Consider the following 13,217-nt stretch of genomic DNA (forward strand, 5'->3'; position numbering starts at 1 on the left):
TATAAGAGACAGGCCCAGGGCCAGTCGGCGGCGACGGCGAGGCGGGTCCGGCGGGCGGTGCGGGTGAGGCGGGCCGCGACGTGCAGCAGCCGGTAACGCAGTTTCTTGGGTTCCGCGCGGGCGAGGTCACCGTGCAGGAGCAGGGTTCGGGTCCAGGCGATCAGGTCGATGCCGGTCAGCGCAAGTTGGAGCCATGCCTGGTTGATCGCGAACACCCGGGACGGGAACCGGCCGAAGCCGGTGTCCTTGCCGGTGCGGATGCGGTCCTCGACGCGGGCGTGGGCGCGGTGGCGGGCCTCCAGGTACTGGAGGCCGCCGTCGCCGGGTGGGGTGTCGGTGGCGACGACCTGGTGCCGCCACCCCTCGACGGTGTCGAACAGGGTCAGTTGGGCGCCGGGGTGCGGGCGTTCGCGGCGGACCAGGAAACGGGTGCCGGGCGGCCAGCCGGCCGCGTCGAACAGGCCGGTGATCTCGCAGACCTCGGCGTGTTTCCGCAGGTCACCGTCAGTGTCGACGGCGGGGATCCAGCCGGTCGCAGCGCGGATCGCGGCCCGGACCGGCTCGGTGATCGCGGCGCCGACGGAGAACCGGATGTCCAGGTGCTGTTCGCGTAGGGACCGGATGTGGGCGAAGAAGCCGTGGCTGGAGCCGGCCGCATCCGCGCGGAGCAGGATCGGGGTGCCGTGCCGGTGCGCGTCTGGGATCTGGGCCAGGGCCTGGTTCAGGACGGTGATGTGGTCGACGGTGGTGTTCGACCCGGACCGGCCCTCACGCAACAGGCCGGCGAGGGCTTCACCGGTGTTGTCCAGGAAGCACAGCAACGGGTGATAGCCGAAGGTCTTCTTTCAGGTACGGGTCGCTGCTTCCTTCTCGGAGTGGCACATCACGATCGTCGCGTCGATGTCCAGGACCAGACCCTCGACCTGCTGGCCGGCCACCGCAGACCTCGGCGTGCTGAGCCCAGGCGACCTCACGGGCGCGGGCCCGCGCGGCACGCAGTTCGGCCAGCATCGGCTCGTTCAGTTGGGACAACAGCCGCCACGCGGTCGGGTCGGAGGCGACCTGCCCGAACAGGCCGGCCTGGTCACGCAGCACCGCCAGATCGGCGATGGTCTCACCACCGTCGGCGAGCATCACCGCCAGATCCACCGCGATCCGGCCCCGGTCGTGCCCGCCCCGCCGCTGCCGCAACGTCGCCAACGCGGAGCTGAACGCACTGGTCAACCCTGTGGCGTCCGCCAGATCAGCGAGCAGCCGGGCACCGACGGGCCGAGGATAGGTGAGGCGGCTGCGTCCGACACACGCGGTATGTGTGCCGGACGCAGCCGATATAGAGTCAGATCAGTAGACGTTCACCGTGATGTTGTCGAGCGCGAAGCTCGTCTTCATGGCGAAGTCTTCCACCCCGAGGAAGCGGATCATGACGTTCTGCCCGGCATAGGGCATCAGATCGAGGGTGTACGGCTGGTAGTTGGGGGAAACGTTGTTGTTGGAATATGTCTTCAGGGTGGCAAGCACCCGCGAGCCGTCGGCACTGAGGACTTGGGCTTTGAGCGTGTCCCAGGGGTAGGAGGTCCCCTCCGCAGTCGTAACGTGCATCCAGAAATCCAGGGCGTAGGACGCACAGCCCGCCGGCAGGGACACGACCTGTGTCAGCGTGTCGGTGTGGATGTCGCCGTACCCGTTGAGCACAGCGTTCCAGGTACCGGAGTAGGCCGTACGCTGACCGATGACGGTCGCGGGGGCAACCCAACCCGTGGTTCCGTCCTCGAAACCAGGGTTGTCTAGCTTCTGGCCCCGGTCGCACGCGCCGCTGCTGACAGCGAGGGTGAACGCCGCAGTGTGATTCACGGCCGGCGAGCTACCGGTCACCTTCACCTCGTACATCCCGAAGGGCGTGGTGTGCGAGGTGGCGATGGTCATCGTGGCTGCCCCGCCCGCAGTGACCGACACTGGGCTGAAGGTGACGTCCGCTCCGCTCGGCAACCCGGACGCAGTGAAGGTAACGGTCTGGCCCGTGCCCTTGACGACGGACGTGCTCACCGTGATGGTGGCCGATTCGCCGACCGTCACGTCCGCGAAGGATGACGAGAGCCTCATGGCGAAGTCGTCGGTAAGGGAATCGGCTGTCACTCGTAGCAGCTTGTTGGGGGAACCCGTTCCGGGCAACTTGACGGCGCCTTCGGTCGCGCCGGTAACCATGGCATCGCGGATCTGCTCCGGCGTCCAGGTCGGGTGTGCTGATGCGAGCAGTGCAGCGCCGCCTGCGACATGAGGGGCGGCCATGGACGTGCCGCTAATGGTGTTGGTGTCGGTATCGCTGCTGTTCCATGCGGAGGTGATGGAACTACCGGGCGCAAAGATGTCTAGGCAGCTGCCGAAGTTGGAAAACGATGAACGCTCGTCGGTGACGGTGGTGGCGCCGACAGTGATGACTGCGGCCGCGCCGGCCGGGGACTTCGAGCAGGCGTCCACATTGTCGTTGCCTGCGGCGACGGCGTAGGTAACGCCGGAAGCGGACGAGCGAGTGACCGCTTCGTCCATCGAGGCGCTGGCCGAGCCACCCAGGCTCATGTTGGCAACGGCCGGCTTGATGGCGTTGGCAGTCACCCAGTCGATGCCGGCAATGACACTCGAGGTGGTGCCACGACCCCAGCAGTCGAGCACCTTGACGGCGACGAGTCGGAGGCTCTTGGCGACACCGTACGCGCGGCCGCCGGTTGTGCCCGCGACATGCGTGCCATGGCTGTGGCAATCAGTGTCGATGCCGTCGCCTGTGGTGTTGGTGCCCCAAGTCGCGCGGCCGTCGAACTCCGTGTGGGTGGTTCGGATACCCGTGTCAAGGATGTAGGCATGAACGTTGGCGGCCGTGCCTGGGTAGGTATACGAGGAGTCGAGCGGGAGGCCGCTCTGGTCAATCCGGTCCAGGCCCCAGGACGGCGGGTCGGTCTGGACCTCCCCCGGATCGGGTGTCGGTGTCGGCGTCGGCGTCGGTGTCGGCGTCGGCGTCGGCGTCGGCGTCGGCGTCGGCGTCGGCGTCGGCGTCGGCGTCGGTGTCGGCGTCGGTGTCGGTGTCGGCGTCGGTTTGGGTCCCTTGGGGCCCTTGGGACTACCTGCCGCCGACATATCGGATGGGCGGTCGATCAAGGTGATGACCCGGTCGACCTCGACGCGGGCAACGGCTGGGTTGGCGGCCAGAGCTCGGGCGGCCTGCTCGCTCATGGTGGCAGAGAAGCCGTTGAGTGCCTTGAGGTAAACCTGCTTGACCTTGCCACCGTGTCGGCGCGTGAGTTGTTCGGCACTGGACCTCGGTGCCTGTCCCTGCTTGAGGGTGACGATGTAGGAGTTTTCGACGCGATCGGAAGCGCCGACGCCCAGAATCGCTGCGGCACCCTGGGATACAGACGGAGCGGGGGCCGCCAGTCCACCGGTCGCGGTACCAGCCAGCGCCACGGCAACGGCGGTGGTGAGAGTGGTGGCCAGCAACACTCCTCGGGCACCGTGGTGGAGAGGGTTTGAAGCTGATGTATCACGTTTCATGCGGGACCTCACGGGCGATAGTGGTGGATTCCATCCCAGAGACCAACGGACCGGCCGCAGGTACCAGAGACACGGGAGGAACGGGCAGCCTCACCCTACGAACCCCGTTCGCGCCGATCACCAGAGAAACCCCTTGTGTACAAGAGCGGCAGGGTGAGGGGTTTACACCGACGTCCGCAGCTGGTAGGCGGGCGGGTGTGCACGACCGACCGCTGACCGGGCTGACGAGCCTGCGCAGATTTCGGCTCTGTCTCACCTTCGGGATGCTGTTACCAGAGTGGATTCAACCGGCCGCCGCAACACCTTCGCCGCTCTCATCGCTGCCGCAGCCGTCCTGACCGACTGCGGCAGCCCTGTCTGACCCGAAAATCGGTCGGCCCGACCCTGCCGGAATTGTGGGACCGCCGGCCCGCCCTTGATCGACGGCGCTGATCGACGGCTCTGCTGGTCGACACCGCACCCCTTGGTCGACGCCGTCGACACCGAATCCCTTAATCGACTCTTTTCCAGGAGGTCGGGGTGATCCAGTGCCCTGGTCACCCGACCTCCTGGAAACGCGGAACCTGTCCCGCCACCGGTCGGTAGAACGGCCGGTGCCGGCCCGGGGAATCCCGGGCCGGCACCGACAGCAGTGATCAGTTGGCGGCGAGGGCGCGGGCGTCGGCGGCGATGGTGGCGGCCACCGTCCGGTCGAGGGTCCGACCGGCCTGCCGTTCGGCGTGCGCGGCGAGTTCGGCGTACCGGCCACCGGCCAGGTGCGCGGTCAGCACCTGGAGGGTCGGCGCCTCGGCACCCGAGCCGAGGACCAGGTGGGCGAGCCCGGCCCGGGTCACCGTGACGGTGAAGGTGGCGGTCGCCGAGACGGTACCGGCCGGACCGGTCCCCTCCGCCTTGACGGTGTGCGTCCCGGCAGCCAGGCCGGTCAGGTCCAGCGGCTTGCCCGGCTCGACCGGCGCGCCGTCCAGGGTGACCGTCAGCGTGTCGACGGCGGTACGGGTCACGGCGAGGACCGGCTGCTGGGCGCGGTCCAGCTTCGCCCCGTCGACCGGCGAGGCGATCGACACGGCGGGCTCGGCGGCGGCGCCCTGCATCAGCGCGGCGTTCCAGCCGGCCAGTTCGGCCGGACGGTCGGTGATGATGCCGTCGGTGCCGATCCGCTCCAGCTGCTGCCACTGGGCGGCCGAGTTGACCGTCCAGGCCATCACCGCCACCCCGGCGGCGTGCAGGTCGGTGACGATCCCCGGCTTCCCGAGCAGCGCCCCGGCGGCCGGGTTGTACGCGGTCAGGTGCAGTTCCTTGGCCAGCGCGACCGGGTCGGCGTCGAGGCTGCCGCGCAGCAGGCCGATCGGCAGTTCGGGGGCGAGCGCGTAGCTGTGCCGCAGCGCGTCGATCTCGAAGCTCTGGATGAAGACCCGGGAGGTCATCTGCTCGGCCCGGATCACCTCGACGATTGTCGCCACCTCGTCCCGGCTGTGCGCGCCCTTGATCTCCAGCAGCAGGTTGCCACCCCGGGTACGCAGGTCGGCCAACTGCTCGGCCAGGGTGGGCAGCCGCTGGCCGGCGTACTGCGGGGCGAACCAGGAGCCGGCGTCGAGCGCCTTGAGCTGGGCGGCGGTCAGGTTCCGGATCGGGCCGGTGCCCTCGGTGGTGCGGTCGACGGTGCCGTCGTGCAGCACGAACGGGACGCCGTCCCGGCTGGGCTGCACGTCGTTCTCGATCCAGTCGGCGCCGGCCCGGCGGGCCACCTCCTGGGAGACCAGGGTGTTCTCCGGGGCGGCCGAGGAGGCCCCCCGGTGGGCGATCACGGTGACCGGGCTGCCGGCCGGCCGGAGGTAGCCGTTCGGCGGCAACTCGGTGACCCGGACGTCGTCGAAGGAGACGGTACTGCCGTTGACGATCAGGGCCTGACCACCGTCGGCGGAGCGGGTCAGGCTGGTGGTGCGGAGCAACTGCCGGCCGTCGAAGAACCAGCGGGCCTGGTTGCCGTGCACCTCGATGGCGACCTTGATGTCCCGCCCGGTGCCGGCCGGGTACGGCGCCGAACCGGTGTTCGTCACGTTCCAGGCGTTGGCGGTGGTGAGCTGCGCGAACTCCAGGCCGTTGGCGGCCGTGGTACCGCTGCGCATGGTGGCGATCCACCACGGGGTACGACCGTCGGCCGGCACGTCGAGGCCGAGCGAGGTCCACCGGGTGGCCTCGTTGACGGCCTCGAACCGGACGGTGGCCTCGAACCGGAAGTCGGTCAGGTGCCGACCGAAAGTGATCTTCTTGGTGCCACTGGTGGCGGTGCCCCGCAGCCGGCCGTTCTCGACCTTCCACTCCCCGTCGATGGCGCGCCAGCCGGCGGGCAGCGTACCGCTGGAGAAGTTCTCGTTCACGACGACGTCGCCGGGTTCGGCGGCGGCGGACGTGGGGGTGGTCAGGTTGACGGCGGCGAGCGCGCCGCCGGTGAGGGCGAGCGCGGTCAGTGCGGCGATGCTACGGGGCCGGAAACGGCGTCGCAGCAGGTCAGCGGACTTCGACATGCCCGGAGGTTAAGGACCGGACCATAACTGCCGACCTGTTACGGGTTAAAGATCACCGACCGGCGGATGTACGCCCGGTGCGGGCCTCGGCGAGGGCGGCGGCCATCGCCTCCCGGGGGGCCGGTACCCCGGTGAAGTGGGTGAACTGGCCGAGCGCCTGGGCCAGCAGCAGGTCCAGCCCGGAGACCACCCGGACCCCGGCGGCCTGCGCGGCGGCGGCGAGCGGGGTCGGCCACGGGTCGTAGAGCGCGTCGAAGAAGACCGTCCCGGGCTGCCAGTCGACCGAGCCGGCGAGTGGGTCGGCCACCCCCTTCGGCACCGTGGAGATGACCACGTCGGCGCCGGTGTGCGCGGGCGCGTCGGCCCAGTCGGCGCCGGCCAGCTTCACCCCGAGGGTGGCGGCCACCGGCCGCAGCTCGTCGATCGCCGCCGCCCGGCGGGCCACCACGGTCACCGACTCGGCGCCGAGCCGGGCCGCCGCCGCGCACGCCGCCCGCGCGGTACCGCCCGCGCCGAGCACGGTCACCGTCCCGCCGGTACCCACCCCGGCCTCGGTGAGCACATCGACCATGCCGGGCACGTCGGTGTTGTCGGCGTACCAGGAGCCGTCGGGCCGGCGTACCAGCGTGTTGGCCGCACCGGCGGCGACCGCGACCGGCGCGACCTCGTCGGCGACCGCGAGCGCCACCTCCTTGAGCGGCATGGTCAGCGACAGCCCGGCCCACTCCGGGCCCAGGCCGGCGACCAGGCCGGGCAGCTCCGCCTCGGCGCACTCGATCGCGGTGTACGACCAGCCGGTCAGCCCGGCCGCCGCGTAGCCGGCGTTGTGGATCACCGGGGAGAGCGAGTGGGCGATCGGCTTGCCGAGCACCGCCGCCCGCCGGACCTCCGTCATCAGATGATCCCGTTCTCCTTGGCCTTGGCCTCGTTCTTCAGGTGCTGCTCGTAGGTCTCGGCGAACGCCGAGTGCCCCTTGTCGTCGATCGCCACGAAGTAGAGCCACTTACCGGGGGGCGGGTCCATCGCCCCCTCCAGGGCCTGCTTGCCCGGGTTGTTGATCGGGGTCGGGATCATGCCGCGCAGCTTGCGGTTGTACGGGTTCTTCGGATTGTCCAACTCGGCGTCGGTCATGTCCTTGGAGCGCTTGGTCTTCTGCCCGGTCAGCTCCAGGTAGTAGTTGACCGTGACGTCCATCTCCAGGCAGTTGCAGGGGAACTCGCCGTACGCCCGGTTGTAGGCCACCCGGGCGACCTTGCCCAGGTCGTCCTTGTTGCCCGCCTCGGCCTGCGCGAGGGACGCCACGATCAGCGCCTCGTACGGGGTGATCCCGCCGCGTTCCTTCTGCACCCGGTCGGTGAACTCCATCTCCCCGACGACGGTGAGGAAGTTGTCCACCATCATCTTCAGGATGGTCTCCGCGTCCGCCTTCGGCGGGATCTCGTAGGTGGAGGGGAAGAGGAAGCCCTCGATCGACGGGGCGACCTTCTTGCCGTCGCTGCGCGTGAACCAGAAGTCCGGTACGCCCAGGGCCAGCGGGTCCTTCGCCGCCGCCTCGAACTCCTTGGCCGGGATCTTGGTTTCCTTCTCCAGCAGCAGGTAGACCCGCTTGGCGGTGGTCCCCTCGGGGATGACGACCCCGTTGACCACCCGGTTCTTCGGGTCCAGCAGCATGGCCAGCGCGTCCACCGCGCGCATCTGCTTGCGCACCTTGTACGACCCGACCTGGATGTTCTTGCTGCGGGAGTTCTCGGTGGCCGCCTCGATGAACGCCTTGGCGCTCTTGACCACACCGGCCGAGTAGAGCGTGTTGGCGATGTCGGTGGCGGTGTGCCCGGCCTTCACCTCGACGACCACCTCGCCGGTGCCGCCGCCCTCGTAGTCCGCGGCGGTGAAGAAGCCCTGGATCCGGTCGTAGCCGTACCAGACGCCGCCGCCGAGCGTGCCGAGCAGGACCAGGGTCATCAGCAGGGCGAAGAAGGTCTTTCCCCCGCCACCGGCGGCCTTGCCCTCCGCCCGCCTGCGGCGGTTCTCCACGTAGGCGCGGCGGTGCCGGCCCTTGTCGCCGCGCTCCCGTTCCCGTTCACGCTCCCGCTCGCGTTCGTCGAACGCGTCGTCCAGCTCGTCGATCATCAGGTCCGCCTCCGCTGCCCGTCCAGCCAGCTCTGCAGGATCTCCACGGCGGCAGCCTGGTCGACCACCGCACGCTGACGCCTCCCCCGGACGCCACGCTCCGCCAGCCTACGAGATGCCACGACCGTGGACATCCTCTCGTCTTTCAGCGTGACCGGAACAGGCAGTATTACACCAGCCAAACGGGTGGCGTAGGCGCGTACCTGCTGGGCGGCCGGACCGTCCTTCCCGGCGAGGTTCACCGGCAGCCCGACGACCACCTCCACGGCGGCGTACTCCTCGACCAGCCGGGCCAGCTCGGCCAGGTCGGTGGGCACCTTGTCGGCGTCGGCGGTCAGGTCACGGGCGAGGGTCACCAGCGGAGTGGCGAGGATGCCGTCCGGGTCGGAGCGCGCGACTCCGACCCGGACCTGTCCGACATCCACACCGAGGCGTACCCCCCGGGAGAAACCACTCACGCGTCGGCGATCGCCTTCTCGACGGTGGCCAGCAGCTTCGGTGCCTCGGCGGCCGGCAGGCCGCCACCCTGGGCCAGGTCGGCGTTGCCGCCGCCCCGCCCGGAGAAGGCCGCCTTGACCAGGTCGGCGGCCGACAGGCCGCGCCCCTTCGCCGCCGCGTTCAGCGCCACCACCAGCGACGCCTTGCCGTTCGCCCGGGCGGCCACCGCGACGACCGCCGGCCGGGCCGGGTCGATCTTGCCACGGATCTCCTGGGCGAGGGTACGCACGTCGTTGCCCGCCGCGCCCTCCGGCGCCTCGGTACCGACGTAGGCGACCCCGCGCACGTCGACCGCCTGCCCGGCGAGTGCCGCCGCCCCGCCCAGCACCATCTGGGCACGGAGCTTCTCCAGCTCCTTCTCGGCGTCGCGGAGCTGGGTGATGGTCTGCTCCACCCGGTCGGCGACCTGGTCGCCCGGCACCCGGTACAGCTCAGCCAGGCGGGACACCAGCAGGTGCTCCTTGGCCAGGAACCGGAACGCGTCGATGCCGACCAGCGCCTCGACCCGGCGTACCCCGGAACCGATGGACGACTCGGAGAGGATCTTCACCAGGCCGAGCTGGCCGGACCGGGACACGTGGGTACCACCGCACAGCTCCCGGGCGTAGTCCCCCACCTCGACGACCCGGACCTCCTCGCCGTACTTCTCGCCGAAGAGCGCCATCGCGCCGAGCCGCCGCGCCTCCTCCTGGCTGGTGATGAAGGCGTGCACCTCCAGGTCGGCCAGGAGCACCTCGTTGACCTGCTGCTCGACGTCGTGCAGCACGCTCGGCGCCACCCCGGTCGGGGTGTTGAAGTCGAACCGCAGCCGGCCCGGGGCGTTCAACGAACCGGCCTGGGTCGCCGACTCGCCGAGGAAGTTCCGCATGGTCTGGTGCACCAGGTGCGTGGCGGTGTGCGAACGGGAGATCGCCCGACGCCGGGTCACGTCGATCTCGGCGTACCCGGACTCGCCGCTGCGCACCTCACCCCGGACCACCCGGGCCCGGTGCACGATCAGGCCCGGTACCGGCTGCTGCACGTCGAGCACCTCGACCTGCCCGCCGCCGACCGTGATCAGACCCAGGTCGGGCTGCTGGCCACCGCCCTCGGCGTAGAACGGGGTGGCGTCGAGCACCAGCTCGACGGTGTCGCCCTCGACCGCCGCCTCGACCCGGCCGCCCCCGGCGAGCACCGCCCGGACCCGCGACTCGCGGGACGTTTCGGAGTAGCCGGTGAACTCCACCGGGCCGCCCGCGTCCAGCACCGTGCGGTACGCCGACAGGTCGGTGTGCCCGGTCTTGCGGGCCGCCGCGTCCGCCTTGGCCCGGGCCCGCTGGTCGGCCATCAGCCGGCGGAAACCCTCCGCGTCGACCTTCAGCCCCTGCTCGGCGGCGATCTCCAGGGTCAGGTCGATCGGGAAGCCGTAGGTGTCGTGCAGCTGGAACGCCTTGTCCCCGGACAGGGCCGGCTTTCCCGCCGACTTGGTCTCGGCGATCGCGGTGTCCAGGATCGTCGTCCCGGCCCGCAGCGTGGCCAGGAAGGCGTCCTCCTCGGCGTACGCGTACTGGGAGATCCGCTCGAAGTCGCTGGCCAGTTCCGGGTACGACGGGGACATGCAGTCCCGGGCCACCGGCAGCAGCTCGGGCAGCGCCCGGTCCTGGTAGCCCAGCAGCCGGACCGCCCGGATCGCCCGGCGCATGATCCGGCGCAGCACGTAGCCCCGGCCCTCGTTCGACGGGGTGACCCCGTCACCGATCAGCATCAGCGCGGTCCGCACGTGGTCGGCGATGACTCGCAGCCGCACGTCGTCCGGGTGCGACTCGCTGGCCGCGTGGCCGGAGTGCGCGCCGTACCGCTTGCCGGTCAGCTCCGAGGCGCGGTCCAGGATCGGCTTGACCTCGTCGATCTCGTACAGGTTGTCGACGCCCTGGAGGATCGAGGCGATCCGCTCCAGGCCCATGCCCGTGTCGATGTTCTTCTTGGGCAGGTCACCGACGATCCGGAAGGTCTCCTTGTCGACCACGTCGGTGATCTCGTACTGCATGAAGACGAGGTTCCAGTACTCCAGGTAGCGGTCCTCGTCGACCTCCGGACCGCCCTCGCGCCCGTACGCGGGGCCCCGGTCGTAGTACAGCTCGGAGCAGGGACCGGCCGGACCGGGAATGCCCATGGACCAGAAGTTGTCCTTCTTGCCCCGACGGACGATCCGCTCGGCCGGCACCCCGACGGAACGCCAGATCTGGTACGCCTCGTCGTCGTCGAGGTACACCGTCGCCCAGATCCGCTCCGGGTCGAGCCCGAAACCGCCCTCGGCGACCGGCTTGGTGGACAGCTCCCAGGCCAGCGGGATCGCCCCGGCCTTGAAGTAGTCGCCGAAGGAGAAGTTGCCGTTCATCTGGAAGAACGTGCCGTGCCGGCTGGTCTTGCCGACCTCATCGATGTCCGGGGTACGGATGCACTTCTGCACACTGACCGCGCGCGGGTACGGCGGGGTCTGCTGGCCCAGGAAGTAGGGCACGAACTGCACCATGCCGGCGTTGATGAACAGCAGGTTCGGGTCGCTGATGGCGGGCAGCGGAGCGGACGGCACCACGGCATGGCCGTTCGCCTCGAAGTGGGCGAGGTACCGCCGCTTGATCTCCGCCGTCTTCATCGCTGGTGCTCCTCCGGAAAGATCTCTCGGTCACCGATGCGCGGGTCCTCCCGCAGCTCGGCGAACTGGTCGTCGTACGCCACACCCTGGGCGAACGCCTCGTGGATCTGCTGTTCCCGCTCGGCCATCCCCTCGCGGACGTCGTCGACGAAGCTTCGCAGCGACTCGACCAGTCCGCCAGCGGATTCGGTCAACGAATGCGCGATCCCACCCGGGGTGTACGCCTGCGCGGTGCGGGTCATCTTCCGCACCACGAGCGCACCCACGGCGAGCCCCACGCCCAACCACAGCAAGCGCCTCATGGCCTCATTCTCCTGTCCTGCCCGCAGCCGGCCGGATCAGCGGTTGGCCCGCTTGGCGGCGCGGCGCTGCTGCTTGATGGTGTCGCGTACCTCGCGCTCGGTCTCCGCGTGCCGGCGGGCGGCGGCGGCCCGGCGGACCCCGAAGCCGAACGCGGCCACCTTGATCAGCGGGTTCGCGGCGGCGGCGGAGATCACCGTGGCGAGGTTGGCCACGTTGGCGGTGACGTTCTGCGCGTGCCCGGTCATCGTGTCGATCTTGGCAAGCTGGAGGTTGACCCCGTCCAGCGAGGTGTGCACCTGGTTGAGTGCGGTGTTGACGTTCTCCACCGTGGTGTTGACGTTACCGAGCAGCGGCGCGGTGCGGTCGTTGAGATCGTTGATCACCCGGGTCGCCGCGTCCACGGTGTGCCGCAGCCGAAGGATCGGCACCGCCAGCACGAGTACCAGCATCAGGAACGCGCCGGCCGCGATCAGCGCAGCGATCTGTCCACCATCCACGCCTGTCCTCCTACAGAATTGTTCCGCCCACCGGATGTCCCGGAACGCCCGACCGTCCTACCCACCACCGGGGTGCCGCCACGCCTGTCGGCACCGACCGGTCCGGGTCAGGCCCGGGGCCGGGGCCGGGCCGATCCCGACACCAGCCCCAGACCCTACCGTCCGTGATGTCCGCCGGCCTCACGACGGTGAGGGTGTCACGTCCTCCAACGGGTCCTCGGTGATGATCGGGAACGGGTCCTCACCGGTGAGTGACGGGTCGGTGCTGGGCTGCGGGCCGATCCGCTCGTCGTCGATGGCGTTGCGCACCTTGACCGACACCAGCGAACCCTCACACGGTTCGGCGGCCGGCGGGGTGGGCGTCGGCTCCACCGGCAGTGGCGCGTTCTCCTGGGCCACGGCACAGGTCGGCTCGCGTACCCACAGGTCCAGGGTCAGTTCGTCCTGCCGCCAGCAGGTGTACCGCCCCTTGGTCGGCTGCTCGGGGCAGCGGGTGACCTTCCACCGGCGCCAGCCCGCCTCGGTCAGCGCCCGCTCGTACACCCGGGCGGTCTCCTCCGGTGCCCGCTGCGACTGTACGGTCCGTTCCCGCAGCCGGCAGTCCAGCAGGCACCACCGGCTGCCCGACACGGCGTCCTCGGTCTCCGTCGCGGCCCAGGCGGGCACGTCCAGCGCGTCGAGGGAGTCGAAGACCGGGTCCCGGCTCAGCGCCCGGAGACCGAAGAACAGTGGTACCGCGCCGAGCAGGATCACGCTGACCAGGGCCAGGACGCCCATCCGCAGCCGGCGCCGCTCCCGCATCTGCCGGCGCAGCTCGGACCGGGCGACCTGGAAGGCACCACCGGTCGCCGGGCGCGGGGGGGCATCGGGTTCCCAGTCCGGGTCGTCGCTGGCCGCCCGGCGTAGTGGCCCGCCGGCCGCCGTCGGGCCGGCCGGTCCGCCGGCCTTCGCCGGGGGTACGACGACAGCGGCGCGCACCGGCAACGGGCCGCTGGTGGTCGGGTCGTCCGGGGTACCGGCACGCGCCCCCGGTCGGGGTGGGGTGCCGGGGCCGACGGGCCGGACCGGCTCGTCGGTGGGGACCTGGGG

At 70.3% G+C, this 13,217-nt stretch carries 8 protein-coding genes and 3 pseudogenes; all 11 read right to left on the reverse strand.

Annotated features, from left to right (window positions below):
• A pseudogene (locus GSF22_RS21345) lies at positions 1-1,263 on the reverse strand (IS1380 family transposase); the annotation flags it as partial.
• Between the two features lie 867 nt (positions 1,264-2,130).
• Positions 2,131-2,952: pseudogene (locus GSF22_RS34930) on the reverse strand (S8 family peptidase); the annotation flags it as partial.
• Positions 2,953-3,159: 207 nt separating this feature from the next.
• Positions 3,160-3,540: pseudogene (locus tag GSF22_RS34935) on the reverse strand (protease inhibitor I9 family protein); the annotation flags it as partial.
• A 635-nt stretch (positions 3,541-4,175) separates the two neighbouring features.
• Entirely contained in the window at positions 4,176-6,065 is a 1,890-nt protein-coding gene (locus GSF22_RS21355) for a glycerophosphodiester phosphodiesterase family protein (protein WP_208815508.1), read from the reverse strand.
• A gap of 52 nt (positions 6,066-6,117) precedes the next feature.
• Positions 6,118-6,960 carry a shikimate dehydrogenase gene (locus tag GSF22_RS21360; RefSeq protein WP_208815509.1) on the reverse strand — a complete coding sequence of 281 codons (843 nt, stop codon included), beginning with the start codon at positions 6,958-6,960 and terminating at the stop codon, positions 6,118-6,120.
• Positions 6,960-8,195, reverse strand: coding sequence for an endolytic transglycosylase MltG (mltG, locus tag GSF22_RS21365; protein ID WP_208815510.1), 1,236 nt, complete (start codon positions 8,193-8,195; stop codon positions 6,960-6,962). The genes GSF22_RS21360 and mltG overlap by 1 nt, the downstream gene beginning before the upstream one ends.
• Positions 8,195-8,653, reverse strand: a complete 459-nt coding sequence (gene ruvX / locus GSF22_RS21370; RefSeq protein ID WP_208815511.1) for a Holliday junction resolvase RuvX — start codon at positions 8,651-8,653, stop codon at positions 8,195-8,197. The genes mltG and ruvX overlap by 1 nt, the downstream gene beginning before the upstream one ends.
• Positions 8,650-11,328: an alanine--tRNA ligase gene (gene alaS / locus GSF22_RS21375; RefSeq protein WP_208815512.1), complete on the reverse strand. Its 2,679-nt coding sequence runs from the start codon at positions 11,326-11,328 to the stop codon at positions 8,650-8,652. Before alaS ends, ruvX begins: the two co-directional genes overlap by 4 nt.
• Positions 11,325-11,630 (reverse strand): hypothetical protein, encoded by a 306-nt coding sequence (locus GSF22_RS21380; protein WP_208815513.1) that lies wholly within the window; start codon positions 11,628-11,630, stop codon positions 11,325-11,327. Before GSF22_RS21380 ends, alaS begins: the two co-directional genes overlap by 4 nt.
• Positions 11,631-11,666: 36 nt before the next feature.
• Entirely contained in the window at positions 11,667-12,128 is a 462-nt protein-coding gene (locus GSF22_RS21385; RefSeq protein WP_208815514.1) for a DUF948 domain-containing protein, read from the reverse strand.
• 180 nt (positions 12,129-12,308) lie between these two features.
• Complete coding sequence (locus GSF22_RS21390; protein ID WP_208815515.1) at positions 12,309-12,929, reverse strand: hypothetical protein; 621 nt, start codon at positions 12,927-12,929, stop codon at positions 12,309-12,311.
• Positions 12,930-13,217: the final 288 nt, after the last annotated feature.

Origin of the sequence: Micromonospora echinofusca (assembly GCF_017614955.1) — a bacterium.
Classification (GTDB): domain Bacteria; phylum Actinomycetota; class Actinomycetes; order Mycobacteriales; family Micromonosporaceae; genus Micromonospora; species Micromonospora echinofusca_A.

Bases quoted from the DNA above. Each gene is read 5' to 3' on its own strand.
- GSF22_RS21380 (WP_208815513.1), bottom strand. From the start codon at position 11,630: ATGAGGCGCTTGCTGTGGTTGGGCGTGGGGCTCGCCGTGGGTGCGCTC.
- GSF22_RS21390 (WP_208815515.1), bottom strand. From the start codon at position 12,929: ATGCGGGAGCGGCGCCGGCTGCGGATGGGCGTCCTGGCCCTGGTCAGC.
- GSF22_RS21360 (WP_208815509.1), bottom strand. From the start codon at position 6,960: ATGACGGAGGTCCGGCGGGCGGCGGTGCTCGGCAAGCCGATCGCCCAC.
- GSF22_RS21355 (WP_208815508.1), bottom strand. From the start codon at position 6,065: ATGTCGAAGTCCGCTGACCTGCTGCGACGCCGTTTCCGGCCCCGTAGC.
- mltG (WP_208815510.1), bottom strand. From the start codon at position 8,195: ATGATCGACGAGCTGGACGACGCGTTCGACGAACGCGAGCGGGAGCGT.
- alaS (WP_208815512.1), bottom strand. From the start codon at position 11,328: ATGAAGACGGCGGAGATCAAGCGGCGGTACCTCGCCCACTTCGAGGCG.